The following is a 19370-nucleotide window of genomic DNA, read 5'->3' as shown; positions in this document are numbered from 1 at the left end:
CCGGTTGCGCCCCGAGCGCGACTAGCCGGGCAGGGTCACGAGATCGTCGGCGTGCACCACGATGTGGGGCGCACCGACCGGGAGGTCGTCGCTGCGTTGGCCTGCGGCCGCCCGCAACTCGTTCGCCGTGTGGCGCACCAGTCCTTTCGCGAAGGTGACGCCGTCGCTGTCGACCACCTCGACGGGCGATCCGGCGTCGAAGTCGCCGACGATCTCCCGCACACCGGCGGCGAGCAGCGACATACCGCGTTCGAGCGCGGCGCGGGCGCCGGCGTCGACGACGATGGTGCCCTGAGCGACGACCGCGAACGCGATCCAGAGTTTCCGAGCCGGCAGACGGATCGGCCGGGACCGGATGATCGTGCCGACGCCGGCGACCTCCGCGACGGCATCGACCACCACATCGGCGCGGCCCGCGTGGGCGATCACCGACGACACCCCCGACCAGGCGGCGATCTTCGCGGCGGTCAACTTCGATGCCATGCCGCCACTCCCCCGGACCGAACCGGCGCCACCGGCGAGTGCCTCGGTCTGATGGTCGATCTCCACGATCTCCTCGATCAGCGAGGCGCTCGCATCGACCCGCGGGTCCGCCGTCAACACCCCGGCGATGTCGGTCAGCAGGATCAGCTGATCGGCATCGACGAGATTCGCGACGAGGGCAGCGATGCGGTCGTTGTCGCCCCACCGGATCTCGTCGTCGGCGATCGCGTCGTTCTCGTTGACGATCGGAACAACGCCCAATTCGAGCAGCCGACGCAGGGTCTGCCCGGCATGGATGTATTGGGTGCGGACGATGAAGTCGAGCGGAACGAGCAGGACCTGTCCCGCCACCAGCCCGTGGACCGCGAACGACTCCCGGTAGACGCCCATCAGCGCGACCTGGCCGATCGTCGCCACCGCCTGCAAGGTGATGGTGTCGACCGAGCGGCGATCGGCGTCGAGCCCGATCTCGGGCAGCCCCGCCGCGATCGCGCCCGAGGTGACCACGACGACCCGGTGGCCGTCGGCCCGGGCCGCGGCCACGTCGGCGCACAGCTTCTCGATGGCGCCGCGGTCGATCACCCCGGCCGCGTCGGTGATCGACGAGGTGCCGATCTTCACGACGATGGTCCGTGGCTCGCTCATCGGTCCTCTTCGTACTCGAACGCGAAGTCGCCGATGCGGACCTCGTCGCCGGGCTTCACCCCGGCACGGGCGAGCGCAGTGTTGACACCGAGCTGCTTGAGGCGATGTTGGGCGTATTCCAGCGCCTGATCGTCGGTCAGGTCGCTCAAGGCCACCGCCCGGCGGGCCGCCCGCCCGAGTACCTCCCACGCACCGTCGTCGTGGCGCGTCAGCTGGATCTCGCTCGAGACAGGATGATGGATGGTGATCCCCTCGACGTCGGGTTCCTCCTCACGAGCGGCACCGACCATACGCACGAGGGCACCGATGAGTTCGGGAAGCCCATCGCCGGTCATCGAACTCACGGTGGTGCCGGAGAAGCCGTGGTCGGGGGCCATGTCGGCCCGACTCCCGACGATCAGCCGGGGTCGATCGAGGAGATCGGGCTGGTAGTTGCCGAGCTCCTGCAACAAGACCCGCTCCTGCTCCTCGGGCGCGACGCCGTCGTAGGGCGCGAGGTCGAGCAGGATCAGCAGGGCGCGCGCTCGCTCCACGTGCCGCAGGAACTGGTGGCCGAGCCCCTTGCCGTCGCTCGCCCCTTCGATCAGGCCCGGGATGTCGGCGAGGACCATCTCGACACCCTCGTCGGTCCGGACGACGCCCAGGTTCGGCTCGAGGGTGGTGAAGGGATAGTCGGCGATCTTCGGTTTCGCAGCCGACAGTCGGCTGATCAGCGTGGACTTGCCGACGTTGGGGAAGCCGACGATGGCCACGTCGGCCAGCAGCTTCAGCTCGAGCCGGAGCCAGCGTTCCTCGCCGTGCTCGCCCTGCTCGGCGAACGACGGGGCTCGCCGCCGGTTGGACAGGAAGCGAGCGTTGCCCCGACCTCCCTCCCCGGCCTTGGCCGCCAGCCAGCGGTCGCCGTGGTGCACGAGATCGGCGAGCGGCTCGTGGGTGTCGTGATCGAGCACCATCGTCCCCACGGGAACCTTCACCTCGAGATCCTTGCCCCGGTGCCCGTGACGGTTCTGACCGCTGCCGTGCTTCCCGTTGTCGCCCTTGCGGTGCGGGTGGTCGCGAAAGGCCAGGAGCGACGCCACATTGCGGTCGGCGACGAACCAGATCGATCCACCGTCGCCGCCGTCACCGCCGTCGGGTCCGCCCTTGGCCACGTGGGCCTCGCGGCGAAACGAGACGCATCCCGCGCCGCCATCGCCGGCTTTCACGTTGATATTGCACTCATCGACGAACGCGGACACCCCGCAAGGCTACGGGGTCGATCGCCGACGCCTCGGATTATTCGATGAGGCGAATCGGGTCGCCGGTGACTTCCGCCGACCATGTGGTCGTATCGGAGGGCGTGCCGTTGAACGACAGCTCCGCGGTGACCCAACACCCGAAGGCGCTCGCGTCGTTGCAGGTGTAGCCCACCGGAATGTTGATCACCGCGGCGATCGAGTCCCCATTGCTCCCGCCGTTCTGGAGCTGGGAGTTGTTGCTGTAGGACGCAACACAGTTCGACTCGTTGAGATCGACCTGTCCGCCGCCCTCCGGATAGAAGATGAAGTCACAGCTGGCGAAGGACGCGAGTCCCGAGTCGGCGGGCGGCACGAACGCAACATCGATCGACGAACCATCCGTCAGATCGAACACGTCGAGCGTGAGCTGCTGACCGGCCCATTCCGGCAGCACCCTGGCGATGTAGAAGCACGTCGGGCTGCCCGAGCACGTGGAGGGGGCGCCGGGCGGCACGTTCACGAACATCGGCAGACGGCCGTCGGCGGAGATCGACACGCCGGTGCCGTAGCTCGCGTTCGACGACGAACCGAAACCCGCCTTCAGGCTGTAGCGGTTTCGCCCCTGGGTGGTGATCGACGCATCACGCAGCGTCGGATTGGTGGTGTCCGCATTGGTCCGAATCTGCACGACGTACTCGCCGACGACCGGCGAAGAGACCGAACACACGTTGACGAACTCACGGAAGTAGTCGCGGAACGGGATCGTGGTCGGCGCGGGAACGCTGTAGCCGGCAGCTGCGCTCGACGCGACCGGCTGGCGGGGGGTGTTGTCGAGAAGGTCGCTGACGAACTCCGCCTGGTTCGCCGGCTCGTCATTGCCCCACCGGGACCAGCAGACCACCGGGTTGTCGGTGTTGTCGAACGGTGTCCCGTCGGGCGCACGCACGATCACGGTCATCTCGAAGTTGCCGCTGAGGCCGTTGTCGCCAGGACACCACGCGGCGCCGCCGGGATTGCCGGCGCCACCCTTTTCGTAGCGTTCCTCGGGATAGGTGCCGAGTCCGCTGGTGTTGCCGCTGTACCAGGCCTGAGCCCCGACGGTGCCGTCGTTGAAGAGGAAGCCGGCGCTACAGAGATCCTCGTAGTCGTGGTGCACGACGTCGAAGATCTCGATGTTCAGTGCCGCCGCCTGCAACGCCGACACCGAGACGGTGAAGAAGTAGCCCTCGGGAGCGAACTCGTCGTTCGCGTTCCCCGTGCAGAAGATGGAGCCGCCACAGACTTCGGTGTGATAACGGTCGCCCGAACGCTTCTCGGTTCGGGGGCCGAACGTGGCAAGCCACAGGTTCGGGCTGTTGCCGTTGATCGGGTCGTTGCCGAGGAAGTTCTCGGGGCTCCCCATCGGCACGCTCTTCACGTACTCCGACGTCGCAGAGCGTCCGATGGTCACGTTGTCGACGAACAGCCCGGCAAAGTACAGATCGGCGTCGGTGTCGGTGATGCGGACATAGAGCTGGTTCGTTCCCGCGTTCACCACTTCGACGGTGATCCCGTCGACGCCGTGGGTGAACCCGTTGCGCGAGGCAGCGGCACGGGCCTCGGCCTCCGCGACGGCGAAGTCGGGCTGCCACACCACACCGGCGAGCGCCGCCGCGTCGGCGGCGCGCTGGATCGACGACGCGCGGGCGTACCAACCACCGACGTCGACGGCGAAGCCGGCGAAGCCGAGCAACGGCACCAGGACGAGCGCGGTCATGACCGCGGCGTAGCCGCGGTCACGGGAAGCGGATCGAGGGGTTCGTGCGTGCCGATTCATCGGGGCTCCACTCTCATGACCGTTTGATCGGTGATCGTCACACCGTCACCGGGCAGCATCCCGGTGATGTAATCGCGTTGAATTCGTACCCACACGCCGACGATGGTCGTCCCCGCGCCCTGGTTGGTGCTGCGCGTCTGTGGGCAGAAGTAGGTCGCCCACCCGCTGGCACAGGACGCGTCGTCGGGGAACTCGGCACAGCCGCCGGGTGGGGAGCAGCTGAGCGACGACACCGCCGCCAGTTCGGCCGCCGTGTAGTAGTTGCACTGCCCCGCCGAGTCGACCGGGTCGCCGCTTGCGTCGAAGCAGCTGGGATGCGGTTCTCCATCGGAGGCCGACGCGTTGTAGATCAACACGCCCTCGACGTTCAGGTTCGTGAGCCCGGAAAGGCCGGCATCGAGAGCCAGAAGGGCCTCGTAGTCGGCGAGGTTGTCGTCTCCGAGGTTGGACGCGACACGGGCCGCAGCACGGGTCGAGGCCGACGCGGTCATGTCGTCTCGCCACAGCATGCCGAACTCGACCATCCCGCCGATCACGAGCGCGAGCAGAGGGGCGACGATCGCCATCTCCACCATGGCCACGCCGCGCTCGCCACGGGCCCGCCGGTCGGAAGCTCGTCGCAGACGGCGGAGGAGATACGTCATTGATCCTGTGGCTCCACTTTGAGGATGATCTGATCGTCCATCGTCACCGACGTGCCGAACAGCCCGGTGATGTAGGTGTGGGTGGTCTGCATCCAGACGCCGACATAGTCGAGGCCGGTGCCGACCGACACCTGACGGGTGGTGGGACACCAGGCGTCGTCCGGTGCGTTGGGGGTGACGGTCGACGACCCGTTGCAGCCGAACTCGTCGGCCGCCCGGTTGAAGTCGCTCGGCACGTAGACGTTGCACAGACCGGCCTGCGAGCCACTGAAGCACGAGGGGTCCGGCGAATCACCGGGGCCGGTGGCCTTGAAGACGATGATCTGTTCGAGTGCGTCGTCGGGCAGCGCGGCCGAACCCCGCTGGATCGCTCGAAGCATCCGGTAGTCGGCGTCGGCGCTGTTGCCGGCGACACTGACCTCGCGGGCACCGTCGTGGGTCGCGTTCGACACGGTGAGGTAGTCGCGGAAGGCGAAACCGAACTCGAAGATGCCGAACACGAAAAGCAACAGCAGGGGCGTGATCAACGCGGACTCCACGAGCGTCGCCCCCCTCTCGCCTCGCATACGTCGGTTCTTCACCGGCACTCCCGTCGATCGCTGGAACGCGTCGGTTTCCGCGTCCCTCTCAATACTGTCGGCACACCACGGTCTGTGGTTGAGTCATTCACACCGCTTTCCGGAGAGGCTGAACGGCCCCTCTGCCAGGGTCGTTCGACCCAGTCGAGCGGCCCCCTAGGCTCGGGAGATGACCTCCATGGACGAGCTGACCGAGCGAGAACGCGAATGGGGCTCCACCATGCGGGGCCACCACGCCGCAGGGGTCGAGGTCGCCCATGCCGACTCCCATGCCGTCGTCGAGGCCGGCCCGGTACTCGACCGCGCGGCACGCGAAGCACGTGAGGCGCAGTCGTTGCGGCCCGGGGCCACGCGCAGTGGCGGCGCCGGCACCCGAGGGGTCGAAGAAGCCCCCGACCGCACCCGTACCTGCTTCGAACGAGATCGCGATCGGATCCTTCACGCAACCGCGTTTCGCCGCCTGGCGGGCAAGACCCAGGTCTTCGTGTTCCCGGACGACCACCAACGCACTCGCCTGACCCACGCCCTCGAGGTCGCCCAGGTAGCCCGCAGCGTCAGCCGTGCCCTCGGTCTCAACGTGCCGCTCACCGAGGCGATCGCCCTCGGCCACGACTGTGGCCACGGACCGGGCGGCCATGCGAGCGAGGACGCCCTTGCGCCCTATCTCGCCGACGGCTTCGACCATGCCGTCTGGGGTGCCGATGTCACCCTCGCCCCGCTGAACCTCTGTGTCGAAACCCTCGACGGCATCCGCAACCACTCGTGGTCACGGCCGGCGCCGTCGACTCCCGAAGCAGAGGTGGTCAGCTGGGCCGACCGGATCGCCTACGTCTGTCACGACTTCGAAGACGCCGCGACCGCCGGGGTCGTGCGCTCCGGCGACCTCCCCGATCTCGTCCTGGAGCGTTGTGGCGCCAGCCGCCGAACCCAGCTCGCCGCGCTGATCGGCGCGATGATCGACGCAACCGAGGCGACCGGACGCATCGGCATGACCGCCGATCATGCCGAAGCGCTGGCCGCGTTCCGCTCGTTCAACTATGAACGCATCTATCTGCGGCCCGAATCGCGCGAGCAGGCCGCCCTCGTGATCGGGATGCTCCAGGGTCTTGTCGACCATCTGGCGTCCGACGCGACGAGGCTCCCCGCTCGCCTCCTCACCGATGACTCGGAGGAAGGCATCCGGAGAGCCTCGGTCGAATGGGTTGCGGGCATGACCGATCGCTACGCCCGTCGCGCCGCGATCGAATGGCTCGGCATGCCCCCCGAAGCGCTCCCCGAAGGAATCGACTAGCCCGGAGGCCGCAGCACCCGATGCCCGAGCGAGTTGCGCAGCACTCGATGCCCGTGGGAGTTGCGCAGCACTCGATGCCCGTGGGAGTTGCGCAGCAACTCCAAGGAACCCGATTGCCCGAGGGAGTTGCGCAGCAACTCCAAGGAACCCGAAGGGTTCCCGTCAGCCGGGGATGATGTCGACGAGCTTACGGCCGCGCCGCTGCCCGAACTTCACCTTGCCGTCGGCCGTGGCGAACAGGGTGTCGTCGCCGCCGCGCATGACGTTCTCACCCGGATGGATCCGGGTGCCGCGCTGACGCACGATGATCGTGCCGGCCTGCACCTGGCCACCGTCGTAGACCTTCACGCCGAGGCGCTTGCTGTTCGAGTCGCGGCCGTTGCGGGTAGAGCCGCCGCCCTTTGTCTTCGACATGGAGAATCAGCCCTTCGTGATGCCGGTGATCTCGATACGAGCCAACGTCTGACGATGGCCGTAGCGCTTCCGGTTGTTCGACTTGTTCTTGTAGACGAACCCGTTGATCTTCGGGCCCTTGACTTCCTCGAGCACCGTGGCGGACACGGAGGCACCCTTGAGCTGGGCGGGGGTCGCGAGGACGGTGTCGCCGTCGACGAGGAGGACGGGATCGAGACTGACGTCGGTCCCGGGCTCGCCCAGGCGCTCGACTTCGAGGGTCTGGCCCTGCTCGACGCGGTACTGCTTACCGCCGGTCTTCACTACTGCGTACATAGGTGGGCAACTGTACCGGGTCAGCCGAGCATTCCGTCGATCAACACATGGCCTCGTCCGTCACACGTCGGACAGAGATCGGAGACCGATTCGAGGAGCCCCTCGCCGATGCGCTTGCGGGTCATCTCGACGAGCCCGAGCTCTGAGATGTCGAAGACCTGGGTGCGGGTCTTGTCCCGCGCGAGCGCGGCGCGGAATGTCTTGATCACGTCGGCGCGGTTCTTCGCCACCTCCATGTCGACGAAGTCGATCACGATGATGCCGCCGATGTCGCGGAGCCGCAGCTGGTTCGCCACTTCCTCCGCGGCTTCGAGGTTGTTGCGATAGACGGTCTCTTCCAGCGACGACTTGCCGACGTTCTTGCCGGTGTTCACGTCGATCACCGTGAGCGCTTCGGTGCCCTCGATGATCAGCGAACCGCCGGACGGCAACCAGACCTTGCGATCGAGCGCCTTGCGAAGCTGTTCGTCGATGTGTTGACGCTCGAAGAGCGGCAGCTGCTCGGCCTCGGTGTCGTAGTACTCGACGCGCTCTGCGAGCGCCGGCGTGATGCTCTCGACATACCCCTTGACCTCCTCGTAGAGCTCGCGATCGTCGATGATCACGCCACGGAAGTCCTTGGTGAACTCCTCGCGGATGATCCGCACCGCAGCCTCGGGTTCGCGATAGAGCAGCGCGGGTGCCTTGGTCTTCTTGGCGAGGGCCTCGATGTCGTCCCACTGGGCGACGAGACGACGCACATCGCGCTCGATCTCCTCGGCGGTGACGTTCTCGGCGGCCGTGCGGACGATCACACCGTGGTGCTTCGGCTTGGCCTTGTCGAGGATGCTGCGGAGGCGCTTGCGCTCCCCGTCGGGGAGGCGCTTCGAGATGCCGTACGTCGTGCTGTTGGGCACGAGCACGACGAAGCGACCAGGAAGCGACACTTCCTGCGTGAGCCGGGCGCCCTTGTGGGCGATCGGGTTCTTCGTGACCTGGCAGAGGATGGTCTGCTTCGCCTTGAGGATGTCCTCGATGCGGGCCTGCTCCTTGCGGCTGCCCTTCTCCACGTCGTCGGGGTCGTACTGCACGTCGCCGCGGTAGAGCACGGCGTTCTTCGGCGTGGCGATGTCGACGAACGCGGCCTCCATGCCCGGCAGGACGTTCTGCACACGTCCGATGTAGATGTTGCCGTGGATCTGGCTGACGTCGTCGGCCGGACGAGACACCTGATGCTCGACAAGTTTGCGTCCCTCGAGTGTGGCGATCTGTGTCGCCTTCTCCCCGACGGAGACACACATCAGGTAGCGGCCGATGGCCTGACCGTTGCGGGTCCTCCCCCGGCGCGTCTCGAGGGTCTTCTCGTCGAGCTCGACGGCTTCGTCGTCGATGATCGCCTCGACCGGGGTGGGGCGCTGACCGCCACCACGCCCCTGCCGCTGGCCACCGTTGTTCTGCCTCTGGCCCTGCCGACCGCCGTCGGAGCCGCCCTGCTGGCTTCCCTGCTGGCCGCCGCCCTGACCGCCACCGCCCTGACCACCGCGGCCACGACCGCGACCGCCACGCCGGCGGCGACGCTTCTTGGCGCTGCCGTCGCCGTTCTGGCCCTGCTCGCCTTGGGATTGCCCCGACGCCCGCGACGCCGAACCCTGGGGTGCGGGGCGGCTGTCGCCCACCTGCGGAGCCGGCCGGCTGTCGCCGATCTTGGGCTTGCTGTCAGCTCCCGACGACGGCGGGTTGGCGCCCTGGGACTGGATGTTGTCGGCCTCTGATTCGGCCATGGTTGCATTCCTTCGTTCGGGGCACCGAGCCTGGGGAGACGTTCACGTCGCCCCCACCGGTGCGGATGACAACGCGGCGCTCAGCGGATCGCTGCGCTCTGCGGTGTCGTCGTTCGTGATCCATTGGTGAAGCCGCACCACCCGTCGCTCGACGAGCGGTGGATCGAGGGCTGCCAGCAGTTCCGCCACCCGGACCGCGCGCGGTTGGGTGCCGAGTTCTGCGATCAGCCGCACGCCGGCAACGGTGCCGGTGTCGTCAGCTTCAATCGGCCCTTCGACGTCGAGACTGAGTACGAGCGGCCGCAGGTCGTCCGTGACCTGCCTGCCCTTTCGTTCCCGGGTGACGACGAGATGCTCCGCAGCGAGCGCTCGGGCCACGGCGCCGGCTGCGGTTTCGGCATCGACGTCGACGACGTCGATCTGCCAGGTACAACTGGTGACTGCTTCCTGCAACGACGGTGTCGACCGCTCGACGAACGCCACCGAGATGACGGCCATGCCGATCGGCAGATGCCCGGTGAGCTCGGCCGCGAGCGACTCGAGATCCATGGTCGTGTCGGTGCGCTCCGGATCGAGCTCGATGTCGAGATACTCGGCATCGGACTCGTGCCCGGTCGAGAGGGCCAGACCGAAGCTCAGCTTCGGTCGCGGCGAGAACCCCTCGCTGTACGCGACGGGCAACGCGACCCGCCGCAGCGTGCGCTCCCAGATACGGGCCACGTCGCGGTGCGAGGTGAACCGGATCTTGCCGTGCTTCGAGAACGCGATGCGGATCTTGACGTTGTCGTTTCTCATGAGTCGGTTCTCACGAGACGACGTCCGCTTCGATTCTCGGACGGGGTTGCAGCACCATGGGCACCGAACCGCCGGTGGACAGGTCGACGCCGGTCCCCTGACTCCCGCCCGCCGGCGGGGTGGCCGAGGCCACACGATGTTCGATGCCATAGCCGGTGCACGCGCCGCAGTCGTAGCACGGTGTCCACCGGCAGTCCTCGAGTCCGAGTTCGTCGAGGGCGTCACGCCAGTCCTGCCACAGGAAGTCCTTGTGGAGGCCCGCAGAGAGGTGGTCCCAGGGGAGCACCTCGTTCTCGGTGCGGTGGCGGTACACGTACCAGTCGACGTCGCAGTCGTTGGCAGCCATCGCCTCCAGCCACAGCTCGTAGCTGAAGTGTTCCGACCACTCCTGGAACGTGCCGCCGTGGCGCCACACGTATTCGATGACCGGTCCGAGGCGCCGATCGCCGCGGCTGGTGATGCCTTCGGCGAGGGTCGCCTTCGGGTCGTGCCACTTGAGCTGCACGCCCTTGGACCGGCGGGTGTCGTCTCGCAGCAGCCCGATCTTGCGCTGCAGTTCGGACTCGGTGTTCTGCCCGAACCACTGGAACGGGGTGAACGGCTTGGGCACGAAGCCCCCGACGGAGACGGTGACCGAGGCCGAGCTCTTGTGGGTCTTGCCGAGCTTCACGCAGTTGCGGGCGAGTTCGGCGATGCCCAAGGTGTCGTCGTCGGTCTCGGTGGGGAGACCGGTGAGGAAGTAGAGCTTCATCCGCCGCCAGCCCTGAGAGAACGCGGACTCGACGGCGCCGTAGAGGTCTTCCTCACGGATGAGCTTGTTGATGACCTGACGCATCCGCCACGAACCCGCTTCCGGGGCGAAGGTGAGGCCGGTACGGCGGGCCCGCTGGATCTCGGCGGCGATGCCGACCGTGAACGCGTCGACCCGCAGGCTCGGGAGAGCGACGGAGATCTGCCCGGTGCCCTTGTCGGCCACCGCGTCCTTCACGACGCCCTCGATCCCGCTGAAGTCGGCGGTCGACAGGCTCGTGAGCGCCACCTCGTCGTAGCCGGTTCGCTGGAGTCCTTCGGAGATCATCCGGCTGACCTGCTCGGCCGGACGCTCCCGGACGGGGCGCGTGATCATGCCGGCCTGGCAGAAGCGGCAGCCCCGCGTGCAGCCGCGGAACACCTCGACCGACAAGCGGTCGTGGACGACCTCGGTCATCGGGACGAGCTGGCGCTTCGGATACGGCCATTCGCCCAGGTCAGCGATGGTGCGCTTCTCGATCTTCGCGGGCACGTCGGGGTAGCGGGGCGTCACCGCGGCAAGGAACGCCCCGTCGTACTCGACGTCGTACATCGACGGGACGTAGACGCCCGGCAGCTTCGACAGCTCCCGCAGCAACCCCTCGCGGGTACCACCGTTCTTGCCGGCGACCTTCCACTCGCGGACGATCTCGGTGATCTCCCCGACCGCCTCCTCACCGTCGCCGAGCACCACGAAGTCGACGAAATCGGCGATCGGTTCCGGGTTGTAGGTGCAGTGGCCACCCACCCCGATCAACGGGTCGCTGTCGGCTCGCCGGGCCGAATGGATGGGCACACCGGCGAGATCGATGCAGTTGACGAGGTTCGTGTAGGTGAGCTCGGCGCTCAGGTTGAAGGCGATGATGTCGAAATCGCCCGCCGCCCGATGGGTGTCGACCGAGAACAACGGGATCCGTTCGCGTCGGATCACCGCCTCCATGTCGGTCCATGGCGCATAGCTGCGTTCCGCGGCGCCGTCGGGGCGTTCGTTGATGATCTCGTAGAGGATCTGGAGGCCCTGGTTGGGCAGGCCGATCTCGTAGGTGTCGGGATACGTGAGAAGCCAGCTCACGATGCCGGGCCCGTGCGTGGGCGTCTGCATGCCGTCTTCACACCCGATGTAGCGGGCGGGCTTTTGTACGTGTGGGAGCAGCGGTTCGAGCTGCGGCCACAGGGAGTTCATCCCGGCAGGCTACCGCCACCCCCACCCGGTCCGATGGGACCACCGCGTGAGGAGGTCGAGGATCAGTGGCGCTCCGTGTAGTCGAACCGGCGGCGATGCACGCCGAGGACCAGGCCGAGGGCGACGAGCGACGTGATCATCGAGGATCCGCCGTAGGACACCATCGGAAGCGGAATGCCGGTCACCGGCATCATGCCCATCGCCATCCCCGTGCTCTGGAAGATCTGGAACAGGAACATGGCCATCACCCCGACTGCGATCAGTCGATCGAAGAGGTCGGTGGCGCGAACCGCGATCCGCCAGATCCGAAAGACCAGGAGCGCATAGACCGCGAGCAACACACCGGCGCCGCGGAACCCGAGCTCCTCCCCCGCCACCGAGAAGATCCAGTCGGTCTCCTGGAACGGCACGAGATCACTTGCCGTCTGGGTGCCCTCGAACAGCCCCTGCCCGGCGATGCCGCCGTTGCCGATGGCGATCTGGGACTGCTCGGCGTTGTAGGCCACACGCCGGACCTCGACGGGAAGATCGTCGACGGCCGCGTCGTCGAGCAGGAACACGGTGAGCCGGTTCTGCTGGTAGTCGGCGAGCAGATCGGACTGGAACACCCCGACCACCGCGGTGAGCCCGATGATCGAGAGGAGCACGATCACCCGTCCCTTCACTTCGCTCATCATGATCATGGCGGCGACGATCACCATGTAGACGAGCACCGTGCCCATGTCGGGTTGCAGCAGGATCACGAGGATCGGCAGACCCGCCAGGGCGAGCGTGACCATCAGGCGACCGAGGGTCACGGCCGACGCCGCCAGCACGGCCGCCAGAGAGATGATCAGGATGAGCTTGCCCGGCTCCGAAGGCTGGAACGTGAAGCCTGCGACGCGGTACCAGGCCTTCGCGCCGTTGCGATCGACACCGAAGACCAGCACGCCGGCGAGCAGCAGGAGCAGACCTGCATAGGCGGCAGGCATGAAACGGCGGATCCGACGGATGTCGAGCAACGCCGCGCCGAAGGCCAGCCCGACCCCGACAACGGCGAAGAAGAGCTGGCGCTCGAGGAACGACGTGTCGGCGGGTTCGATGTCGGTCGCGGGGCCCCGAGTGGCCGAGAACACGAGGAGGATGCCGAGCAACGTGATGAACATCGCCGCGGCGATGAGGATCGGGTCGACGACGAACCACCACCGCTGGTCATCGTCTTGGCGGACCCTCGGGGACCCGGATCCGAAGGCGCCCATGGTGGTCATTCGCTCGGCTCCGTGACGTCGGCATCGACCTCGCCGGCGGCCGCCGACTCGATCAGGGCCAGCTGTTCGGCCTGCTCACGGTCGATCTCGTCGAAGGTACGCGCCCGCGGCAACTCGTCGAGAGCCAGCGGTTCGAGGATGTTGCGCACGACGGGCGCCGCCGCGCTGCTGCCGAAGCCGGACTCCTCGAGCACCACCGCCACGGCGATCTCGGGATTGCCGAAGTTGGTGGGTCCGTACGCCACGAAGAGGCTCGTGTCGGCCTTGCCCTTCACCTGGGCCGTGCCCGTCTTGCCGGCGACCGTCCAGGTGCTGTGCGGGAACCCCGAGAACGCGGTGACCGCGGTGCCTCCGGCCCCGGTGAGGACGCCCTCGAGCCCCGATTGCACCTGTTGGAGGTCGGAGGCAGGGAAGTCGAGATCGCGCAGCACCCGCGGCCCGAACTCGAACACGTCGCCGGCCACGACGTTGCCCTCCGCATCGCGGGTGTCGGGCTCCTCGACCCGCAGGGCGACATTGATCTGGTGCAGCTTTCCGCCGTTGCCGATGGCGGCGTAGAGGTTGGCGAGCTGGGTGGGGGTGACGAGCAGGTCGCCCTGTCCGATGGCGAGCTGGATCGTGTCGCCCGGGAACCACTGCGAGCCGTCGCGCAGGAACACGCCGGCTTCGGCCTGGGCGTCGAAGTAGGCACGATCGGGCACCACGCCGGCCCGCTCGTAGGGCAGCTGGATGCCACTCGAGGCACCGAGTCCGAAGGCCCGCGCCTCGGCCTGGATCCCCTCGTCGCCGTCGGGGCCCTGGATCGGCTCGGCCCAGAAGCCCTCGCCGCCGAGCGTGTAGAAGAAGACGTCGCTCGATGCGGCGATGGCGCGGGGCAGGAAGTACGTGTCGTCCCCGGTGAAGGGACTCTCGAACACACAGGTGTCGGCCGCCTCGAAGTCGTCGCGGCAACCCGGGAACTTGTAGGTGCCGGTGTCGCGGATGCTGCCGTCGCGGGCCTGTTCGATCGGGCTGTCGGGCCCGAGGTAGCCACGCTTCAGCGCGGCGAAGGCCGTCACGACCTTGAACGTGGAGCCCGGCGCGTAGGTGCCCTGGATCGCCCGATTCAGGATCGGCGAGAAGTTCTCGGGGGATGTCAGGAGTTCGAACTGGGCGAACGAGATCCCGTTCACGAACTCCGACGGGTCATAGGTCGGGTAGCTCGCCATCGCGAGCAGCCCGCCATCGCGCGGGTCCACAGCCACCGCGGCGCCCGCTGCGGCGACGATCGGGGCGTCGCCCGGACGCGTGCCGGCGGCGCGGGTCGCGGCGAGGCCGTCGGACAGCTCCTGCTCGACCACCGCCTGGAGGTCGATGTCGATCGTGAGGTAGAGGTCGGCGCCGGGCACCGGGTCCCGCCGGAATTCGGTGCGTTCGCCGATCACCTCGCCCCGGTTGTCGACCTCGAGGTAGCGCACCCCGGGAACACCCCGGAGCACGTCCTCGAACACCCGCTCGACACCGGTCTTGCCGATCTCGTCGCTGAGTTGATACGTCTTCGCGTCGGGCGCGTCGCGGTCGATGCGCTCGTTGCCCGCTTGGAGTTCGCCGAGGGTGACCGGCCCCACGTAGCCCAGCAGGTGGGCTGCGAGGCTTCCGAAGGGATAGCTGCGCACGGTGCGCGACACGACGTCGACGCCGGGGAACTCGTCGGGTCGCTCACCCAGGTAGACGAGCAGTCCCGGGTCGACGTCGACCGCGACGGGGACCACGTCGAAGGGCCCGTACTGGCCGCTGTTCACCTCGTTCGCGATCGAGTCGACCTTGGTCAGGCGCCCCGATCGGCTGATGGCGACGGCGAGACGATGGAACATCGCCTGCTGCTCGTCTTCGCCCAGCTCCTCGAGCGCAGCCTTGTCGATCGTCACGACATCGACGACGGTGTTGTCGACGAGCACCCGGCCGTTGCGGTCGAGGATCCGACCCCGCGGCGCCTCCTCGAACACCTCGCGCAAGACGTTGGTCTCCGCCTCGTCGGCCAACACTTCGTGTTCGATGCCCTGGAGGTACCAGAGGCGCGTGAACAGCGCGCCGAAGAGGATCAGCGCAACGAACGCGAAGATCCTGAGCCGCAGCCGGCCGGCGTCGTCGTCCACGGCCACGAGATCAGCACATCCTCATGAGCGAGTGGGCGCGGGCACGCCCAACGTGAGTGGGCCTCGGAGCGCCCAGCGCATGGGCCGCACCATGACGGGGGCGATCGCCGCGTTCAGCATCCCGGCGATCAGGGCAACGCGCAACAGCTCGACGTCGACCAGCCCCCGCTGTCCGACGACTTCGCCGAGCATCGCGTAGCCGATCACTGCGGCGAAGGTGCCGAGGAAGGCCATCGCCGATGCCTGCCCGGCGGAATCGGTGAAGAGTCCGGCCTCGATCGAACCGATGGCGAAGGCGACCGTCGCGAACACGATGGCGGCGAGGCCGAGCGGGGTCGGCAGCCACACGTCCCACAGCAACCCGGCCGCGAACGCGACCGTCGCGCCCCGCTCCGGCCCGGCCAGAAGGCCGGCGAGCACGGCAACCAGGGCCAGGAGTTCGGGTGCCACCCCGGCGACCCGCACATCGACGAAGACCGTCAGCTGCACCACGATCGAAACGAGGAGCACGGCGCCGACCTTGAGGACCGTCATTCGTCGAGCTCCGCGTCGGGATTCAGCAGGGCCGGGTCGATCCCGAGGCCGGCGCTCGTGCCCGGCACGACCTCGCCCAGCGGGAACTCGTCCGGCGGCTCGACCAGCAACACGCTGACGAAGTGGAGGTCGTCGGGGTCGTTCGAGAGCTCGACCTCGACCCGCATCGATGCCTCATCGGTCGAACGTTCGACGGATGCCACCGTCCCGATCGGAATGTCGGCGGGATAGCTGCTCTCCCCCGCGGTGACGACGGCGGAACCGATCGCCGGCAACAAGGCAGGATCGTCGGTGTCGGGATAGTCGAGACCTCGATCGATCACGAAACGACCGCTCTGGCCGGGGACGGCGTGACCGAGGCCGACCTTGTCGGTGCTGACGAGACGAGTCCCGACGAACAGCGACGCATCACTTATCAGCTGGACGGTGGAGGTGGCGTTGTCGACCCGCTCGATCCGACCGACGATGCCTGCGCCGGTCACGACGGCCATTCCCGTACGGATGCCGTCGCGCGAACCCCTGTCGATCGTGATCACGTGGTCGTCGAAGTTGCCGACCGATCCGCGCACCACAGTGGCGGTGACCTGCTCGACATCGCCGACATACGGAAGATCGGTCGCCTCGAGGAGACGGCGCAGCGTCTGCGTGTCGGCCTCGCCGCGGATCACCGCGCCCCGCAACTCCTCGAGCTCGGCCCGCAGCGCGGCGTTCTCGTCTTCGAGGTCTCCATAGTTGAAGACCGAATTCCACGCGTCGCCGGCGGGAGAGAAGATGTTGGCGGCAAGCGAGGTGACCGGGTGGAGCACATCGCGAACGACTCGCTGGGTGCTCTCGACCGGACCGAAGCCGTTGAGGTCGACGGTCAACAGCGTGATCGCCATGAGCGCGAGAAGCACCAGCCGATGCCGGGACCGCCCGGTCCGCTGGGCCAATGCCATGACCTGCCGCTAGCGGATCAGAGCTCGCCGGAGCCGAAGACGACGCCCCGCAGCGCTTCGAACTCCTCGAGAACCTGGCCGGAGCCGATGGCGACAGCGTAGAGCGGCTCGGGGGCCAGCTGGATCGGCATGCCGGTCTCGTTGGCGAGTCGGCGATCGATGCCCTGGAGCAGCGCCCCGCCGCCGGCGAGGGTGATGCCGCGTTCCATGATGTCGGCCGCCAACTCCGGCGGGGTCTTGTCGAGGGTCGACTTCACGGCGTCGCAGATCGCGGCGACGGGTTCTTCGAGTGCGTCGCGGATGTCCTTCGTGCCGATCACGATGGTGCGGGGAAGGCCGGTCACGAGGTCGCGACCGCGGATCTCGGCGTGGAGCTCCTTGGCGAGCGGGAACGCCGACCCGAGTTGCATCTTGATCTCCTCGGCTGTGCGCTCACCGAGGGCCAGGCTGTACTCCTTCTTCACGAACTGGACGATCGCATCGTCGAGCTCGTCGCCGCCGACGCGGGCGGACTGGCTCGCCACGACACCACCCAGCGAGATCACGGCGACCTCGGTGGTGCCGCCGCCGATGTCGACGATCATGTTGCCGGTCGGCTCTTGGACGGGAAGACCAGCGCCGATCGCCGCAGCCATCGGTTCTTCGATGATGTAGGCGGGCTTCTGTGCGCCGGCGAACTCGGCGGCTTCCTGCACGGCCCGCTGCTCGACGCCGGTGATGCCCGACGGAACGGCGATGACCATGCGGGGCTTCGCCCACTTGCGCTGATGCACCTTGTGGATGAAGTAGCGCAGCATCTTCTCGCAGATCTCGAAGTCGGCGATCACGCCGTCCTTGAGCGGCCGGATGGCCTGGATGTTGGATGGCGTGCGCCCGATCATCCGCTTGGCTTCATGACCGACGGCCAGAGGGGTGCCGGTATGGACGTTGATCGCGACCACCGAGGGCTCGTCGAGGACGATGCCCTCACCGCGGACGTAGACCAGCGTGTTGGCGGTGCCGAGGTCGACCGCCATGTCACGGCCGATCACACCCCGGAAGCCGCCGGCGAAGGAGTTGAGGAATGCTTCTAGGGCCATGCTCAGGTGCCTCGGATGCGATGGTGGACGACCAACACGAAAGGCGCCACCCGTACGGTGCTCCCTCCGCTCGGGCAAAGTGTAGGCGCGCGGTGTCACCGAAATGCAACAGAGCGACGAACTGTATCGACGGACCCACTCTGCGTGGTGGACCCACCGCCCGCCTACAGGTCGGGGAAGAAGATCCCGATCTCGCGCTGGGCCGACTCGAGCGAGTCGCTGCCATGGATCAGGTTCTCGGTGAACAGTGTTCCGAGGTCGCCGCGGATCGTCCCAGGCGCGGCCTTGAGCGGATTGGTCGCGCCCATCATGTCGCGCACGACCTGCCAGGTGTCTTCGGGCCCTTCGACCACCGCGACCACGGCCGGGCCGCGGCTCATGAACTCGACGAGACCGTCGTAGAACGGCTTGCCGACATGCTCCTCGTAGTGGCGGGCCAGCGTGTCGGTGTCGAGGGTGCGCAGCTCGGCGGCGACGAGCCGCAGGCCCTTCGTCTCGAAGCGGCGGAGAATCTCACCGACGAGACCTCGTTCGACGCTGTCGGGCTTGCAGATGACGAGAGTGCGGTCCATGACCGGGAGGCTATCGCCGCGCCTCGCCGGCCGGTCCGCCCGGACCTCGCCCGGACCGTGGTCGATCAGGGCTGGTTGATCGTGTAGGTCGAGGGGTCCGGCGTGTGCGGGTTGCCGTCCTCGTCCTCGAGCCAGTCGATCGTGACCACGATCGGGAAGTCGGCGTTGTTGCGGCTGCTCCACGAGATCGTCTTGATCCCGTTGCTGTTCGTCTCGAAGGTCCGGGTCCGGGTGTCGCCGTCGGCGGTCACCCAGGTCACCTGGAAGGTCGCGTCGCGCAGGTTGCCGCCGTCCTCGTCGTCGAACTCGAGCCGCGTCCGCGCCCTCCAGTCGTTCCAGCTCCCGTCCGATCGGTCGCTGATCGAGACGTCCGCCGCGGGATCCGACGAGCCGCCACCGCCCCCGCCGCCACCGGCGGTGGTGGTGGTCACCGGGACGGTCGTGGTCGTGGTGGTGGTCGAAGTCGTCGAAGTCGTCGTCGGGGCCTGCGTCGTGGTCGTGGTGGGTGCCTGGGTGGTCGTCGTGATCGGCGCCAGCGTCGTGGTCGTGGACGTCGTGGTGGTGGTCTCGTCGCCCTCGCAGTCGGCGCAGGTCGTGGTGGTCACGTCGAAGCGGGACAGGTCGGCTTCGCCGATGTCGCTGGCGGTCGCCTCGTAGTGGTCCTCGACTCGCTGGTCCATCATCTCGAACGACACCGACGACCCGGTCAGCACCAGGCTGATGATCAAGGCGTACTCGACGCCGCTCGCGCCACGGTCGCCGCGACGACGGAATGGATTGGTGAATGCACGGTTCGTTCCCACGTGTCGTTCTTCGACACGATCGAAGGGCGCGCTCGATGGGCCGATCGCACCGTTCTCCGACGCCGCCATGGGCCCGACGGCCCCGGCGCCTGGGCTGCACGACCCACCACCAGCACCGTTGGCCGCGAACCG

At 67.7% G+C, this 19370-nt stretch carries 18 protein-coding genes; 1 reads left to right on the top strand and 17 read right to left on the bottom strand.

The genetic code is table 11. The features are described from left to right. Nucleotides 1-21: 21 nt before the first annotated feature. The 5 genes from proB to R2707_02500 are packed head-to-tail and all read right to left on the bottom strand — an operon-like array spanning nucleotide 22 to nucleotide 5386. The gene (gene proB, locus R2707_02520) at nucleotides 22-1128 is read right to left on the bottom strand and encodes a glutamate 5-kinase (protein MEZ5243944.1); all 1107 of its coding nucleotides are present in this window, start codon (nucleotides 1126-1128) and stop codon (nucleotides 22-24) included. After that, nucleotides 1125-2366, bottom strand: coding sequence for a GTPase ObgE (gene obgE / locus R2707_02515; protein ID MEZ5243943.1), 1242 nt, complete (start codon nucleotides 2364-2366; stop codon nucleotides 1125-1127). The genes proB and obgE overlap by 4 nt, the downstream gene beginning before the upstream one ends. Nucleotides 2367-2403: 37 nt before the next feature. Then, a complete protein-coding gene (locus R2707_02510; GenBank protein MEZ5243942.1) occupies nucleotides 2404-4161 on the bottom strand; it encodes a pilus assembly protein TadG-related protein in 1758 nt (585 codons plus the stop codon). Next, entirely contained in the window at nucleotides 4158-4805 is a 648-nt protein-coding gene (locus tag R2707_02505; GenBank protein ID MEZ5243941.1) for a pilus assembly protein, read from the bottom strand. The genes R2707_02510 and R2707_02505 overlap by 4 nt, the downstream gene beginning before the upstream one ends. After that, a complete protein-coding gene (locus R2707_02500; GenBank protein ID MEZ5243940.1) occupies nucleotides 4802-5386 on the bottom strand; it encodes a pilus assembly protein in 585 nt (194 codons plus the stop codon). Before R2707_02500 ends, R2707_02505 begins: the two co-directional genes overlap by 4 nt. A gap of 166 nt (nucleotides 5387-5552) precedes the next feature. On the opposite strand from R2707_02500, the gene R2707_02495 reads away from it, so the two are divergent. After that, on the top strand, nucleotides 5553-6674 hold the full coding sequence (locus R2707_02495; GenBank protein ID MEZ5243939.1) for an HD domain-containing protein: 1122 nt from the start codon (nucleotides 5553-5555) through the stop codon (nucleotides 6672-6674). Between the two features lie 162 nt (nucleotides 6675-6836). On the opposite strand, the gene rpmA is transcribed toward R2707_02495, so the two are convergent. The 12 genes from rpmA to R2707_02435 form a co-directional block, all read right to left on the bottom strand. Next, nucleotides 6837-7088 (bottom strand): 50S ribosomal protein L27, encoded by a 252-nt coding sequence (rpmA, locus tag R2707_02490; GenBank protein MEZ5243938.1) that lies wholly within the window; start codon nucleotides 7086-7088, stop codon nucleotides 6837-6839. 6 nt (nucleotides 7089-7094) lie between these two features. Further along, a complete protein-coding gene (gene rplU / locus R2707_02485; GenBank protein MEZ5243937.1) occupies nucleotides 7095-7403 on the bottom strand; it encodes a 50S ribosomal protein L21 in 309 nt (102 codons plus the stop codon). A 20-nt stretch (nucleotides 7404-7423) separates the two neighbouring features. Further along, complete coding sequence (locus tag R2707_02480; GenBank protein ID MEZ5243936.1) at nucleotides 7424-9163, bottom strand: Rne/Rng family ribonuclease; 1740 nt, start codon at nucleotides 9161-9163, stop codon at nucleotides 7424-7426. Between the two features lie 42 nt (nucleotides 9164-9205). Then, nucleotides 9206-9958, bottom strand: a complete 753-nt coding sequence (locus R2707_02475; protein MEZ5243935.1) for a TIGR03936 family radical SAM-associated protein — start codon at nucleotides 9956-9958, stop codon at nucleotides 9206-9208. A 10-nt stretch (nucleotides 9959-9968) separates the two neighbouring features. After that, on the bottom strand, nucleotides 9969-11930 hold the full coding sequence (locus tag R2707_02470) for a TIGR03960 family B12-binding radical SAM protein (GenBank protein ID MEZ5243934.1): 1962 nt from the start codon (nucleotides 11928-11930) through the stop codon (nucleotides 9969-9971). 62 nt (nucleotides 11931-11992) lie between these two features. Beyond that, nucleotides 11993-13177, bottom strand: a complete 1185-nt coding sequence (locus tag R2707_02465) for an FtsW/RodA/SpoVE family cell cycle protein (protein MEZ5243933.1) — start codon at nucleotides 13175-13177, stop codon at nucleotides 11993-11995. Further along, complete coding sequence (gene mrdA / locus R2707_02460; protein ID MEZ5243932.1) at nucleotides 13174-15318, bottom strand: penicillin-binding protein 2; 2145 nt, start codon at nucleotides 15316-15318, stop codon at nucleotides 13174-13176. Before mrdA ends, R2707_02465 begins: the two co-directional genes overlap by 4 nt. Nucleotides 15319-15333: 15 nt before the next feature. Then, nucleotides 15334-15846: a rod shape-determining protein MreD gene (mreD, locus tag R2707_02455; GenBank protein ID MEZ5243931.1), complete on the bottom strand. Its 513-nt coding sequence runs from the start codon at nucleotides 15844-15846 to the stop codon at nucleotides 15334-15336. Then, nucleotides 15843-16784 (bottom strand): rod shape-determining protein MreC, encoded by a 942-nt coding sequence (mreC, locus tag R2707_02450; GenBank protein MEZ5243930.1) that lies wholly within the window; start codon nucleotides 16782-16784, stop codon nucleotides 15843-15845. The genes mreD and mreC overlap by 4 nt, the downstream gene beginning before the upstream one ends. Before the next feature lie 17 nt (nucleotides 16785-16801). Next, nucleotides 16802-17863 (bottom strand): rod shape-determining protein, encoded by a 1062-nt coding sequence (locus tag R2707_02445; GenBank protein MEZ5243929.1) that lies wholly within the window; start codon nucleotides 17861-17863, stop codon nucleotides 16802-16804. A gap of 164 nt (nucleotides 17864-18027) precedes the next feature. After that, nucleotides 18028-18435, bottom strand: a complete 408-nt coding sequence (ndk, locus tag R2707_02440) for a nucleoside-diphosphate kinase (GenBank protein MEZ5243928.1) — start codon at nucleotides 18433-18435, stop codon at nucleotides 18028-18030. Nucleotides 18436-18500: 65 nt separating this feature from the next. Beyond that, nucleotides 18501-19238 (bottom strand): hypothetical protein, encoded by a 738-nt coding sequence (locus R2707_02435; protein MEZ5243927.1) that lies wholly within the window; start codon nucleotides 19236-19238, stop codon nucleotides 18501-18503. Nucleotides 19239-19370: the final 132 nt, after the last annotated feature.

This window comes from Acidimicrobiales bacterium (assembly GCA_041394245.1).
GTDB lineage: Bacteria > Actinomycetota > Acidimicrobiia > Acidimicrobiales > Aldehydirespiratoraceae > JAJRXC01.
The sequence above is the reverse complement of the archived record's forward strand: the minus strand, read 5'-3'. Positions and strand labels throughout refer to the sequence as shown.